Origin of the sequence: Aeribacillus sp. FSL K6-2833, from assembly GCF_037965815.1 — a bacterium.
In the GTDB taxonomy this organism is placed as follows: Bacteria; Bacillota; Bacilli; order Bacillales; family Aeribacillaceae; genus Aeribacillus; species Aeribacillus composti.
The window spans coordinates 3386325-3401917 of sequence record NZ_CP150189.1 but is presented as its reverse complement, the minus strand read 5'-3'; the positions used below and the strand labels follow the sequence as shown (position 1 = coordinate 3401917).

The window sequence follows — 15593 nt, the reverse complement described above, 5'->3', positions numbered from 1 at the left end:
GATATTAGTATTTATAGTGAATTAATTCCTGAAAATTTACAATTAAAATTCTGCAGAAGTTCTGATTTAAAGACAAAGCCGTAAATTCTGCTTCAATTTATGAAATTTTTTATTTATATTTTTGGCATTTTTAACAAAGAGAGAACTATTAACTATTATTCTTTATTTATTAAACTTACGGTAAAATTCTGAAACATGTTTACTAAAGTCGGTTATCGATGTTAAATACATTTTGCCATACAATCGAGAATCTTGTATGTACACAATAGTGGTATAGTTATCAATGAGTCAAGGGATCGGTCTTTATACTTTTTGAAGTATCGAATAGGGATTTAGTGTTAAATTACTTCAATGATTAAAGCACCTTGTAAGTAATTCTACTTTATTTTTTGAGAATCTATGCATCATCTAGATCAATACTTCGGGATGTAATGTTTTGTTAATTGTTTAGCTTGTTAAAAATAGAAGTAATTGCAGAAATTGGATTAGTGAAAAGGAATAGGTAGTGTTGTTTTAAGTAAACCCTAACTTAGTATTTTTTCTTCAGAGATTCCATGCCAGTTTTTTTATTCAAAAATTACACGAAAGATAACTTAAATTGATGGGATCAAGATTTCTTGATTCCTTTTTTTTGGCGCTAAGAATTCAAGTTCACTAATTACAGCATTTGCTTTTTAGTAGTTGATTGTTTAATTTTTTGCCCTTATAACAGGAGACACCTCTTCTATTTGATAGTTTTCTTGTCGATGAGACTAAAATTTTTAATCCAATTGTTTTGTTAAAAAAGTAAGAAAATAGGTACCGTCAAGAATTTTGTATAATGTAAGATAGATAGGGCATCTCTGAAATGGATTTAGAATGGAGAGGGTCTGTTTCTTCCACACAGGAGACTGAATATTCAGTCTCCTGTGTGGAAAGGAAGATCCCCTCATCTTATCGATTTACATTATTTGGTTAATCATTACGTTCTTCAAACATTCGCTGGAGGGCTTCTGAGCTTCGGCAAATCCTCGCAACTTTCGCCCTGCCCATTTCTCATTAAAGTCTTGGATGGTCAAATACATGACTTTTTCCGCGGCTTCTAAACTGCTCAAACTGTTCATCGGCTTTAGACGTTTCCGAATCTCCTTGATCGTTCGATGGCATTGGTCGTGTAAAATCACACTTCGAATCCTGCTTGGATCATTCATAAAGGTAAGAAGGACATCCAACTCATTTCCCCAAGATTGAACTTCTCACGGATACTTGCTTGACCATTTTGACTCAAACTGTTGAAACATCTGTAACGCTATTTCCTTATTCGGTGCGCAAAAAATTAGTTTGAGATCTTCTGCCATTTCCAATTGGTCTTTTTTTCGAACACGGCTGAGTGTGTTACGGATTTTGTGAACGACACAACGCTGAACATCGGTTTTCGGATAAACCGCCTTAAAGGCTTCTTCCAGACCCGGTAGTCCATCGAATACGCCCAGAAGCACTTCTTGTACGCCTCTTTTGTAGAGCTGTTGAAGAATCTCTTGCCATCCATAGGCGCTTTCCTTTCCTCCTACGAAAAAATCAAGAATTTCCCGATATCCTTCTTCGTTTACACCTAACACGACATAAATAACTTCTTTTTCTACCGTATCTCGACGAAGTTTCACGTACAACCCATCCCGAATATCGCTTTTGTAGAGGACGCGTATGCCATTTCTCGATGTCCTCCTTCATACGACTGATCGTTGCAGGAGAATAAGCATTTCCTAAAATTCGTTCAATAAACTTGCCAATCTCACGTGTACTCATGCCACTTTGATACATCTTGATGACAGCTTCCTCGAGCCAGCCGGTATGGCGTTGGTAAGGGGGAAACAACTGCGTTTGAAATTCCCCGTTTCGGTCTCTTGGGACTAAAAGCCCTTCAATCCGACCGTATTGCGTATCTAGGTTTCGCTGATAGTAGCCGTTTCTCATATTTGACGTTCCAGTCTGTTCCATTTCGAGGAAATGTTTTATTTCTTCACGCATGATGAGTTCTAATTTTTCCTTTACAAACTGGCGAATCGCACTTTCCAGTTGATTGACCCAGTCTACATTCGGTATACTTTTAGACATAGGTAGGGCTCTCCTTTCTCTGGAATGTGTTGTTGGTCAAATCAGAGAATACCCTACCTTTTTTCTTTTGGTCTAGCAAAATGCTTTCACAAACTTTTATACATCATCAGAAAATATGTTATTATAGCAATTAGAAAAGTTTTTAATACCTTAAAATCATCTAAGGAATATCGACATTTTAAAGTAAAAGGAGGATTTAATGAGAAATATTATCGCATTTATAACAGCCGTATTTTTCGTATTGACAATCTTACCTACTTCTTCATCTGCTGAAACCTATAATACTAGTAAATTAGGACATTTGCGGAGCGAAAATGTAAGAATTTATAAAGAAATAGGTAATAGTAAAACTTCTTTTACTGCTAAAGGTTTAACGAATTCCGTCTACTATATTAAAAAAGAGGCAAAGGAGCATAATAACACTTATTATTTAATTAGTAAACAACCTAGTAGTGAAAACGGTGTTGTAGGCTGGGTAAATGCTAAAGATGTAGATGTCCGAAGTCATGTTGGTGTAGACATGAAACAACAGACTCTATATGTAAAGGGAATTGGCCATGCATACAGCAAAGCATGGGGCGGGACCAAAGATATTGTATATAATGACTTGACTAAATATAAGAATCATGTTTTTTATGTAAATAAAACTGAAAAAGTAGGAAACAATATCTGGTACCGCGGAATATTAGACGGAAAGCAAGTGTTTTTACATTCAAATTGGGTGAATACTTTAAAAGAATCGAGTACAAGTAAACTTGGCCATTTTAAGAATGAAAAAGTTCAAATTTTTAAAAGGATAGGTGAATATAACACGACATTTACCGCCAGTGGATTAACAAATTCCGTTTATTATATCAAAAAAGAGGCGAGTTTAGACGGCCAAACATTTTATCTAATGAGCAGGCAGCCGAGCAGTGAAAACGGCGTTGTAGGCTGGGTAAATGCTGAGGATGTAGATGTCCGAAGTCATGTTGGTGTAGACATGAAACAACAGACTCTATATGTAAAGGGAATTGGCCATGCATACAGCAAAGCATGGGGCGGGACTAAAGATATTGTATATAATGACTTGACTAAATATAAGAATCATATTTTTTATGTAAATAAAACTGAAAAAGTAGGAAACAATATCTGGTACCGCGGAATATTAGACGGAAAGCAAGTGTTTTTACATTCAAATTGGGTGAATACTTTAAAAGAATCGAGTACAAGTAAACTTGGCCATTTTAAGAATGAAAAAGTTCAAATTTTTAAAAGGATAGGTGAATATAACACGACATTTACCGCCAGTGGATTAACAAATTCCGTTTATTATATCAAAAAAGAGGCGAGTTTAGACGGCCAAACATTTTATCTAATGAGCAGGCAGCCGAGCAGTGAAAACGGCGTTGTAGGCTGGGTAAATGCTGAGGATGTAGATGTCCGAAGTCATGTTGGTGTAGACATGAAACAACAGACTCTATATGTAAAGGGAATTGGCCATGCATACAGCAAAGCATGGGGCGGAACCAAGGATATTGTATATAATGACTTGACTAAATATAAGAATCATATTTTTTATGTAAATAAAACTGAAAAAGTAGGAAACAATATCTGGTACCGCGGAATATTAGATGGAAAGCAAGTGTTTTTGCACTCAAATTGGGTAGTTAAACCAAATGAACCAAGTATTAAATACACTTCTTATAATATTAGTTTAACTAAAGCTGTAGAAATACAAATGAAAGCTTCACCGCAAACTGATAAGTACCGGAATGAACCGGCATATATAAGCAGTGATTTTGTGAAAATTTATGAAGGTGGTTCTATTACTGAAAGTGGTGTACGACTTAGAACTTCACCAAAGTTAGATTCTAACAATAATATTTATACAACAGTTGATAAGGGAACAGCGTTTTTGGTCCTTGATAAAAATGTAAAAGGAGATACATATTCTGGAAGTTCGGTATGGTATAAGATTAGATATAATAATAAAGATTTATATGTCCATAGTTCGTTGGCCACTATAAATTCTAAGATCGCAGAAGTCACCGGAGATCTTGTGAATGTTCGTGCTGACAGGAGTTTAAATAGCCATATATACGGACAGGTAAAAAAGGGACAGCTATTAACAGTGCTGGAATTGGGTGCCCAATGGCATAAAATAAGTTATAACACATGGAGAAATGCTACTTATTCAGATGTTAAATATTACTTGGACCCGTCGAATTTTAAAAATGATGAAAAGCAACGATATCAATTTCTTGATCTATCGAAGCCAAGTGGGGCAACTGTGGATCAATTGAATAGGTTTTTAAACGGAAAAGGAGATCTCCAAGGTATGGGACAAGCCTTTGTTGATGCTGCGAATAAAAATAATATAAATGATTTGTATCTTATTTCTCATGCTATCTTAGAAACAGGAAATGGAAAAAGTGCAAAGTTTGTGTACAATGGTAAAATTGTTTATAACATGTACGGTATTGGTGCAGTAGATAGTAATCCGTATAATGGTGCAGCAAAAACCGCTTATGAAAATGATTGGACTACTCCGTATAAGGCGATTGTAGGGGGAGCAGCGTTTATAGGAAATAAATATATTAAAGCTGGTCAAAACACATTATATAAAATGCGTTGGAATCCAGAAGCAATGGATAAATTGGGATACGCTACACATCAGTATGCTACCGATATAGGCTGGGCTTATAAACAAGTTAACAATATATATAAGTTATATGAAGAAATAGGTGTAAATACATTAATTTTGGATATACCTGTTTATAAATAACTTGTATCGGGGCTGTCTAATAAGTCGATTTTTCCGGCTTATAGACGCCCCTTTGATGTTTTAGAAACGTTGATATATCAATGCTTATGATGTTTCGTTTTCAGTGGATTTTGACTTTCTGGACAGCCCCATTTTTTTATTTTTGTTTTGAAAAAAAGTTAATTTTAAACTCAAGTTTGACAGAGTACACTAAAGAAAAGCCCGAAAATACTGGTGTTTTGGACTTTACCCACAACACGTACCACTACACTTGTTAGTGGCACGTGTTTTTTTCTAATACTCTAGGAGGCGCTTGTGTGACAAGTGCTTCAAATGCTAGATTTGCTTGACCTTGTAATTCTGTACGAACGATTTGCTCTTCACCATTCACGCGTATTTTCGAGGCCTTCATCTGGCTTACATCATGCAAAATATCCTTTACACTTGTTTGGCATCCTATTTCTTTTAGCTTATAGGCCAAAAAGGATTCCATGACAAGCGCAAGGAAACAAACCATGATATGGCCTCGAATACGAGATTCCACTCGATGGTACATCGGGCGAAGTTCTAGATTCGACTTCAGGTTACGAAAGGCTTGTTCCACTCTCCACAACTCTTTATAGGCAAGTGCTGCCTCTTCATCCGTTAATGACGAGTTGGTCCGAATGGCGTACTTTCCGTCAAACTTTTCGTCATTGGATACCTTCTCTTCATCAATTTTGGCCGATGCTTTTTCTATCGTTAAAAACTTGGAATACGCACGGTTTTTGACGAGTCCAGATGGACCGAGTTCATCAAGCTTCGATTGAAGGTTTTCTAACACGACTTGACGACTCGCTCGATCACGTTCTTCAGCGTCCGGATTGTAACAGAGTACATACGTTTCGCCATCGATTTTCTTTGACTTCACTTTTAGATTCGGGAGAACCTTCTTATATGGCCCACGGATGGATAATAGCTCTTGGGCTTTCTTCGACTTTCGTAATTTGACACCCACAATATATTCCATGCCCAGTTCACGAATTTGATCTAAGTTGGCTTCACTAACCATTCCGCGGTCTCCCACTAGAATGACTTTCTGAATAGGATAGCGCTTCTTCAGGTCTCCAACCACCATGCCAAATGTCTTCGTATCATGCATGTTTCCAGGGAAGACTTGATGTCCAATCGGAATCCCTGTTTTGGTCATTAATAAGCCAATCACGACTTGTTTTCGATCTCCACGATGATCTTTGGAGTAACCATAGTGAGCCAGCAGTTCGTCTGCTTCCTCTCCTTCGAAATAGGTGCTTGTCGTGTCGTAAAACACGATATCTACTTCTAATGAGGTTAAATCGGTTAAATGTCCATAAAGTTGTTCCTCAATTTTTTCTTTTTGTTCACTTAAGAAGTCTAATGCACGATAGTAGTGATGGAGTTGGATGTCTGAAAGACCTTCTGCATAAATCGTGTCGATCCATTGTTTGAAGATATAATGCTTACTATTGGGATCCATGAGACGGTTTAACACCATGGCAAAAATGGCTTCGTCATACCGAGAAGCAGCCTCGGAATCATCCGTGATTTTACGTAATAGCCGACCAAGCCCTAACTTTTCCCATACCTTTCGGAACAGATAAACCGGCCCAAACTCTTTTGTCCAAAGCACGGAGACAGAAGAGGAAGAGCCTTGCCCGTGAATTCGGTCAAAGTAACGCTCTGAAAATTTGGCTAATCCCTCGATTATGTTATCGACAGAGCCATTCTCTAATAAATGTTCTAACCTCCCTAGATTACAAAGCGTTTGTTGCCGAACTTTATTGTCTACACGAAATGTACGACATATTTGTAGATATTGACGAACAGAACCATTTTTATTTTTTTGCTTATTAATTCGAATATACATAGCACTAATAGTATAACATATATTACATATTATTGGATATACAAAAGTTATCCACATAACACTACATAATGATTATATTTTCGATAAAAAAAGTGGATAACTATTGGTATAATCACCTTTAGTTATCCACATGTAGTGAAATGGTGTCAAACTTGAGTTAAACAGTTATTTGGAATGACAATATAGTACCAGTTTGATCGGTGATTTGTGCTAGAGTCATAGAGTCAAGAATTTTGTGTAATGTAAGATCGATAGGTCAGCTGATATGGATTTGGAATTGAGAGGGGGTGTTATCTCCACACAGGTGACTCTCCTTATTTTGTTTGTTCTTTACAACATTTGGTTAACAATACGTTCTACAAATATTCGCTGAAGGGTCTTCATGAGCTTCGGCAAATCCTCGTAACTTTCGTTTGCTCATTTTTCGTTAAAATTTTGGTCTCTTCACCATTTTCTGTGATTTGTACACAAACCTTGCATCATGTTAGTTGGATTTAGATGTCAATCAGGCCGTCTCCTTCTTCAGCTTACTGACCACTAAGTTGGTAGAATGGGAGTAGTCAAGTGCCTTCCTTGACGGCTGTCTTCTACCAACTATCATGCTAGCTGCTGAAGAAGAGCCCTTAAGCAATTTGATCAACATTCGTATCCCAAAATACACGAAGTCGAAAACGCTTTAGATTCCGATATCCATAAACCCTCTGTTTTATATTTTTGATTTTATGATTGGTTCCTTCTGTTCGGACATTCGTGTGTGGAGATGAAATATTGGAGTATGGGTGCTTTCCACTTTTCTAATGTGTTGGCCACTTTATGGAAAGATGAGTAAGGACTATTCCGTGCTAATTGAATCCATTCTTCTAAAAGATCATGGGCATCATCGTAATCGGTCAACTTATAGAAATCTCGAAATAGTTCCTTTAAATCATAAGCACAAGCAAGTTCTGGGTACTCTTCTAAGCGTGCTTTCTGATGATCCTGTAGATTCATATCCCTTGCAACAGGAGGAATCTTGCTTTTTTTAGTTTTGCAAATCTTCAATAAATGAAATTGCAAGAAAGACTGACCGTAATTGGAGGACAGTTAAGAAATACGCAGATGGAGAAAGTTTTGAAGAAACTCTCTCCTGGAGAAGCACAAGTGGATTTCGGTAACATGACTGTTGTAAAAGATGGAGCCTATAAGGATATAAAGGCACTTGTCATGAGTTTTCCACAGAGTAACGCGGGATTTTCCTACCCTCTTCCAAGTGAAAATACGGAATGTTTCCTAGAAGGATTAAAACAACTGTTTCATCAGGCGGGGGGAGTTCCAACCTATTTACGAATTGATAACTTAGCTGTAGCAGTTGTTTCAATTGGTAAAGGGGACAAGCGAACATACACTGACTCTTTTATTAGATTTAAATGTCACTATGGCTTTGAAGTTCAACCGTGTAACCCGTCTAGTGGACATGAGAAAGGCAATGTGGAAAAGAAAGTTGGTTATACAAGGAATAATTTGTTTACAACGGAACCAATAATGGAAAGTTTTCCGCAATTAGCGACTTGGATGAAAGAAGAAATGGAAAAAGACCGAAAACGTCCACATTATGAAAAAGATGTATTGATTGAGGAGCTGTGGATTGAGGATAAAAAGTATTTGAAACCCTTGCCTTTAACGGATCTTCCGATTTTTTCAGTGAAATCCGCAAAGGTTAATAAATACGGGGAAATTGAAGTCGACGGTGAAAAGTTTGTTATCCACAAAGCGAAAATGAAACAGACTTTATTCATCAAGATGGAATGGGATAAATTTACCTGTTATACGAACGATGGAAAAGTGGTTTACCAAGAAGCCCGTCCCTATATGAATACTACAAGGAGGATTCCCTGGAATGATATTTTTATGGATTGGGAGAAGAAGCCACGGTCTGTAAGGTATTCGCGTTTTTTTAAGTATTTGCCGGAGAGAGTTCAAACGTATCTGACGATACGATCGGAAGAAACCAAATCTCGAGTCAAGGGGATAAAGAAATTATTAGAAAAATATTCGTTAAATGATATTCATGCGGTTTTAAAAACAGAAGAACGTTTTGAAAGGGCTCCACATGAACTTGGTTTTATCCTGGAAGCGAAAGAAGCAGCTTATCCAGAGAAACTAAGTGAAGCCCATACACCCGAGATACTGCTTAACTATGAAACAGATTTGAATGCCTATGATAAAAGGCTTTGTCCTTCTTTGGAAGGAGGCGTTTCCTAATGGCGAATTTAAAGGCTATTTGTAAAACTCTTCACCTTGCCCATATTATTGAAGAGTTTGAGCAGGTTCCGTTCGAAAGTAAAGAACAGTTTTTGCGTGATGTATTATTGATTGAAGTAAATTCCAGGCAGACAACGAAGATTGCTAGACTGATTAAAAAGGCTAGATTTAGAGAGCTTAAATGGCTTAAGGACTATGAGTGGACCGAGCAGCTGCACTTGCCAGCTACAACCTCGAAAGAGGAAATTTGCGATCTTCGTTTCATCAAGGAAAAGCAAAACCTACTACTTTTAGGGACACCGGGCACAGAGAAAACGCACTTAGGAACAGCATTGGGAGTAAAGGCCTGTGAAATGGGATATGAAGTGCGTTTCTTCCGGGAGGCTGATTTAGTAGCCCAATTAGAGGAAGCCTTGAAAGAGGGCACACTAAACCGGTTAAAACGCCAAATTGAGAAGTGCGACTTGCTTATATTGGATGAATTGGGCTACGTCCTTTTTCAAAAGCAAGGTTCTGAATTATTGTTTCATATTATCGCAGACTGTTATGAACATAAAAGCGTTATAGTGACATCTAACCTTGAATTTGGTCAATGGAATCGTGTATTTGGGGATAATCGACTAACCTCTGCACTTGTGGACAAACTAGTGCATCATGCACATGTCATAGCATTCACAGGGGAAAGTTACCGATTGAAAAATGCCCTTTCTTCTATAAAAACACAAGATGGTAATTAATGCAAAAATCACTGCAAGCCTATGTAAATTTCGCTGCATTTTTCTGCACTTTTTGCTTGCAAAAAACAACCTCCTTATGTTTGTGTGGTAGCTAATATTATTGCTAGGTTTTCGTAAGTGTTTTCTTCTTTTTTGCCAAAATCACAAAAAGTGGTGATGAATCAAATTTTGAATGATCAAATCAAATACACGATTTTTTCAGCGGTCTCTAAGCTGCTGAAACTGTTCATGAGCTTGAGACGTTTGGACTCCTGCTTCTTGTCTCGATCTAGCAAAATGCTTTATACCAAAATTTATTCATATCAAGTTGAGCAATATTATTTTCTGTAGTAAAATACTTTTGGTAAAATAATAACTTCATATAAATAATTCCTGAATAATAATGTTTTATTAAGAGGCATAATCAGTTAACGTTTATATAACCTGTACATTGAAAAAGGGGTTGTTACAACTTGAGAATTATTCCTAAGCTTAAATCGTTTGATATAGATTTGAGAAATAATCTATATATAAAAATTTTATTGGACTTCATAGAAGAAAGTGACTTAGATTTTGCACAAAAATATATTAATTCATTAATATTTGTAAGTTTAGAAAAAGAGCTTCATTTTCCTATATATAAAATGCAAAAGGATGAGATCATTTTTCAAATTGATCCGATTGGCTTACAAAGAATTCTTGAGAATGGTCTAGCATGGCATTTGAAATTAAAGTTTCAAATAGATAAAGATATTGTTTATATTGATGTTTTAAATGCTGAAAATGGAAATTATGTAAACTCGTTATTTTTTACAACCCAAAATAATGAAAAGGCAAAATTAAATATTTATTTTAATGATGAAAGAGATATTAGTCTCATCACTTTTTATAAAAAAACAGAATTAAATATTATTGATAAAGTTACTAGTGTAGAATGTGAAGACAACGAATTAATAATAAAAGGTATTATTAATAAAAACGCTTTCGAGGGTCAACAAAATTTATTTCTTTTGGCATTACCAGGTATACATTCAGATACTGAAGAGGTAAAAAAATATAGAATAAATACATTTCATCAGGACTTTGAAGTTTCTATTCCTTTGGATACATTTAGCCCAATGATATCAGAATATCACTTATTATTAGGTTGCATAATAAATGATGAACTAAAAGTAAGTGGAATTCCTTTTGATGTCCATACTAATGGTTACCTCTTAAGTTATTTTCCCGAAAAAAGTGATTCAAAAGGAGAAAATATATATATAAAACCAGAAGATTTATTTTTAGAAAAAAAAGTATCACCAATAATTAACAACATAACAATAGAAGGTAATAGTATAATTATTTCGGGAAAATTAAATAGTTTAGATGAGAAATTGCTTGAACATTTACAGTTAAGAAGATGTTTAGTAAAACACCGGATGACCGGATACTTTAGCGAATTAGAAAATATTATATTTCATGCGGATGGATCTTTTTCGATTAGGGGAGATATAAATAAACAGGATTATTTTAGTTTGAATGGTGTATATGATTTGATATTAACAATTGAACAAAATGAAATAGTAAAAAATCTAAAAGTAAGTTATGACCTTCCCCAAAAAAGATCGTCAAGTATGGTTGTTTCGCCTATAAAGTATATTTTTACTAAAAATAATATTAAGTCAATTAGACCGTATTTAACGAAAGATTACAATTTATCATTTGTTGTATATAATATCGACTCTATTCATGAAATAAATAAAATTGAGAAAACTGATAAAAACATTAAAATATTGTGCAAAATTAAGATGCACGATAATGGGTACCAAACATTAAATGTAGAGTTAATTTCAGCGTTTGATTCAAATCTAAATTATTCATTAAATACATTTAGTCAAAACGGAAATGAATTAAGCGTAGTTATTGATTCGGATTGTCTTGGAAAAAATATCCGAAATTATATAAACATAGATCTAAATATAAAAGTAACATATAAAATAGGTGGAAATATTTATACAGATTATTTGGTATCAGAAAATGGAAATGAATACTTTGCAAGAACATATCCTGTTTATAATTTTGCTGATAAAGAAAATATATATGTTTTTCCATTTTATAATATAGATAGAAAATTGATGTTGAAGGTTGGGAAAAGTACCAGCCTATATATTACTAAAATAGTTATTGATAATAAAAATCTGTTTTTGAAAATAAGGAAGATAAAAGGGATATCTTTAACAGAGGGATCTGTTATTTTTTTAGGTTCAGATAATAAAGAATATAATATTCCTGCAAAAGTAAGAACTAATCAACAGGATGAAACAGATTTTGAAGTGCAGATTAACTTCGCGAATCTTAAAGAAAAGTTAGGTAAAGATAAATATATTCTATATTTCCAGACTCTAACAGATGTTTATAAGAAAAGCACATTCCCTTTAATGATTGTAGACGAATCTGTTTTGAATCAAGCTAAGGAAATTAAATATAAAGACAAAGACTATTCTATAACTGTCTTAAATAAGAACAAAAATTTAGTCGTTGAGTTGAAAGAAGAAACACCGATAAATGGTAACTTAGGTTTAAGTTGGAATTTGAAAATTAAGAATATATTGGCTAAATTTGCAGCTAAACTTGCAAGAGCTTTTAAGAAAGAAGAAGTATGGTTAATTGGTGAAAATTTAGGACAAATAGCAAGGGATAATGGTTTAGCCTTTTTTAGATATTGCTATAGAGAAAATATACCTGAAGATTTTTATTTTGTAGCAAAAGATAATAATTATGATATAGAAAAGCTCCGTTCGTATAGTAAAAAAGTAGTAATATATGATAGTTTTAAACATTTTTATTTATATCATTTATCTAAATACTTAATAGTAAGTCATGGTATTAGGGATGTAATTCCAACTCTTTTTCATTCTAAAATGAGAGAAAATAAAAAATCTGTCATTTACCTCCAGCATGGTATTATAGCTATGAAAAAATTGTTTTTTAATTCAAAATCATACAATGGGAAAATAAAAAAATTTGTAGTATCTTCAACACAAGAGAAGGATATATTGATCAATCAAATGAACTTTAAAGAAAATCAAGTAATGATTACTGGTTTAGCTAGATTTGATTTTTTGAATCCCAAAGATAAGGATAAAAAAGAAATATTGTGGATGCCAACATGGAGAGAATGGCTGATTGAATCTGATGATAATTTTCTTGACTCAAAATTTTTTAAAATTTATTCCGGGTTACTAAATAATATGCAGTTAAATAGGCTGTTGCAAGATAATGATGTAAAAATTAAATTTGTTTTACATGTAGAAATGTTAAAATATGCACGTTACTTTAAAACAATTAGTGACTATATAGAAATATTAAGTCCGGACGAGGTTGATATACAGGATCTCATTAAAACCTCAAAAATGTTGATTACAGATTATTCAAGTATTGCTTTTGATTTTGCTTTTCAAAATAAACCTATCATGTTTTATCAATTTGATTTAGAAGATTACTTAATACATCGTGGTTCTTATGTCGATATGAATAAAGATCTTCCGGGTTATCAAGTGAAATCAGATCAACATTTTATTTCAAAATTAGAAGAAATAATAAAGAATGACTTTATCATAGAAAATGCAATTGGTTTACGGAAAAAGAAATATTTTGATTATGTTGATAAAGAAAATTGCAAAAGAATTTATAATGAAATAAAAAACTTGGGTGGTTAAATTGAAAATTACATTTTTGACCTATAACATTTTTGGTATGGGCGGAACGGTAAGAACAGTTGTTAATACAGCAAACTTTTTAGTTAAAAAAGGATATAAAGTCGAAATAATAAGTGTTAGAAAAACTAGTAAAAAGCCTTTATTTTACATTGACAGTAGGATAAGAATAAAATATTTGTTGGACGCTCGAAGACCCGGGAAAAATAGCAAACCACTCCCAATATATAAAAGAATAGTAAAGAGTACTTTACTAAAAATACCAAGCGTACTTATAGATAAGTCTGAGGACTTGTACCACATGTTTAATTTGTTTACAGATATTAAATTATTGAGAGCAATTAAAAATGTGAAAAGTGGTATTTTAGTTACAACAATTCCTTCTTTTAATGTATTATCAGTTAAATTTGCTAATAAAAATATCATTAAAATAGGCCAAGAACACAAACAGTTTGCTATTTATAATAAAAGCATACAAAATAAAATAAAAAAATATTACGGCAAACTTGATGCTATTTCTTGTTTATCAGAGAATGAGGTTAATGATTATAAAAGAATATTTCCAAATGGAGAAGTGAAAATTGTTAAGATAGAAAATGCTACAGAGATTCCAGAATTTTATTCCAATCATACAAACAAAGTAATTATTTCAGCTGGGCGTTTTGTGCATGAAAAGGGGTTTGATTTACTTATAGAAGCTTTCAATAAAGTCGTAAAAAAACATCCTGATTGGAAACTAAAGATATTCGGTCAGGGAGTAGAAAGAAGCAATATGATTGAACTTATACAGAAATATAACTTATCAAATAATGTCTTACTACTGCCTAAAACAAATGATATTTTAAACGAAATGGCAAATGCATCGATCTACGCTTTAAGTTCAAGAAATGAATCATTTGGTATGGTAATTGTAGAAGCTATGTCTGTCGGTTTGCCTTGTGTTTGTTTTGCTTGTTCAGGGCCAAGGGAAATTATTGAAAATGAAAAAGATGGGATTCTAGTTCCAGAAGGAGATATTGATAAATTTGCTGAACGAATTAATCAGCTTATTGAAGACAAGGAATTACGGAAAAAAATAGGAATGAATGGCAGGGAAAGTGTAAAAAGATATTCCTTTGAAGAGATTGGCGGTAAATGGGATCTTCTATTAGAAGAAGTAACTAAAGCAAAGAACATATAATATTAATTTGTAAAAGTTTTTTGGTGATTTTAAAAAAGGAGGTAGGTTGTTTTGCTCTCAATTATATCGATAGCATTGACCTACCTTTTATCTTTCCACATATTGTTGATTAATCTTTTATTGTTTTTTAGAAGTATTATTAGTATAATGCTAAAAGCATAATGATTAATTATCAAAAATTTAATGTGAACTTGGAAGGGTATCTATATGAACTCTGTAATTACTGTAATAAAAGAGCAATTGAAACATTTTTACTTGATTAGAAGACTCTCGTTATACGAATTAAAAAGCAAAAACAAAAGCAATTATTTAGGAATGGCATGGGAGGTACTTAACCCAACCATACAAATTTTAATTTATTGGTTTGTGTTTGGAGCGATTAATAAACGAGCTAATGTTAAGATAATGGAGGGCCAGGATGTTTCCTATATTGCTTGGCTGATTGTTGGTTTTATTTTGTGGAATTTCTTTTATCAGGCAACGATTCAAGGTTCAAAATCAATTTATTCTAGGTTGCAAATGCTATCGAAAATGAATTTTCCGATAAGCGTTATCCCTAATTTTGTTATCTTTTCTCAATTTTACGTACATTTATTTATGATGCTTATAGCAATAATTATCCTAAATTTTATGGGATATTATATTAATATTTATTATTTACAATTACTATATTTTATTTTTGCTACCTTTTGTTTGACTTTTTCCATCTCGTTAATAACATCGACCCTGTCGACAATTATAAGAGATGTGCATATGTTTTTAAATGCAATATTACGAATGTTTCTATATTTAACTCCTGTCCTTTGGCCAATCTCCTCTTTTATAGAAAATGATATATTAGTGACTATTATAAAGTTAAACCCGCTTTATTATTTAACTGAAGGTTATCGTGTATCTTTATTTGGAACAGAATGGTATTTTATTACGAATTGGGAATATACGTTTTATTTCTGGGGAGTAGTCATAGTCCTATTTCTTTTCGGTTCTAGAATACATGTGAAATTTAGATCACATTTTATTGACTATTTATAAA

The 15593-nt window shown here is 33.5% G+C and carries 7 protein-coding genes and 2 pseudogenes; 6 read left to right on the top strand and 3 right to left on the bottom strand.

Features of this window, described 5'->3' with window-relative positions; all coding sequences use genetic code 11:
* Window positions 1-954 precede the first annotated feature (954 nt).
* Window positions 955-2094 (bottom strand): annotated as a pseudogene (locus tag NSQ94_RS16415) (IS256 family transposase).
* A 199-nt stretch (window positions 2095-2293) separates the two neighbouring features.
* Between NSQ94_RS16415 and NSQ94_RS16410 the strand changes: the two are divergent.
* Complete coding sequence (locus NSQ94_RS16410; RefSeq protein ID WP_339229717.1) at window positions 2294-4861, top strand: N-acetylglucosaminidase; 2568 nt, start codon at window positions 2294-2296, stop codon at window positions 4859-4861.
* Window positions 4862-5114: 253 nt separating this feature from the next.
* Here NSQ94_RS16410 and NSQ94_RS16405 read toward each other — a convergent pair whose 3' ends face one another.
* Both NSQ94_RS16405 and NSQ94_RS16400 read right to left on the bottom strand, forming a co-directional pair.
* Entirely contained in the window at window positions 5115-6725 is a 1611-nt protein-coding gene (locus NSQ94_RS16405; RefSeq protein ID WP_339229715.1) for an IS1634 family transposase, read from the bottom strand.
* A 623-nt stretch (window positions 6726-7348) separates the two neighbouring features.
* Window positions 7349-7715, bottom strand: a pseudogene (locus tag NSQ94_RS16400) (transposase).
* Between the two features lie 108 nt (window positions 7716-7823).
* On the opposite strand from NSQ94_RS16400, the gene NSQ94_RS16395 reads away from it, so the two are divergent.
* The 5 genes from NSQ94_RS16395 (at window position 7824) to NSQ94_RS16375 (ending at window position 15592) form a co-directional block, all read left to right on the top strand.
* A complete protein-coding gene (locus tag NSQ94_RS16395; protein WP_339194208.1) occupies window positions 7824-8966 on the top strand; it encodes an IS21 family transposase in 1143 nt (380 codons plus the stop codon).
* Window positions 8966-9703 (top strand): IS21-like element helper ATPase IstB, encoded by a 738-nt coding sequence (gene istB, locus NSQ94_RS16390; RefSeq protein ID WP_339194209.1) that lies wholly within the window; start codon window positions 8966-8968, stop codon window positions 9701-9703. Before NSQ94_RS16395 ends, istB begins: the two co-directional genes overlap by 1 nt.
* Before the next feature lie 452 nt (window positions 9704-10155).
* Window positions 10156-13383 carry a CDP-glycerol glycerophosphotransferase family protein gene (locus NSQ94_RS16385; RefSeq protein WP_339194210.1) on the top strand — a complete coding sequence of 1076 codons (3228 nt, stop codon included), beginning with the start codon at window positions 10156-10158 and terminating at the stop codon, window positions 13381-13383.
* A gap of 1 nt (window position 13384) precedes the next feature.
* On the top strand, window positions 13385-14560 hold the full coding sequence (locus NSQ94_RS16380) for a glycosyltransferase family 4 protein (protein ID WP_339194211.1): 1176 nt from the start codon (window positions 13385-13387) through the stop codon (window positions 14558-14560).
* A gap of 207 nt (window positions 14561-14767) precedes the next feature.
* Window positions 14768-15592, top strand: a complete 825-nt coding sequence (locus tag NSQ94_RS16375) for an ABC transporter permease (protein ID WP_339194212.1) — start codon at window positions 14768-14770, stop codon at window positions 15590-15592.
* The last annotated feature ends 1 nt before the right edge of the window (window position 15593 follow it).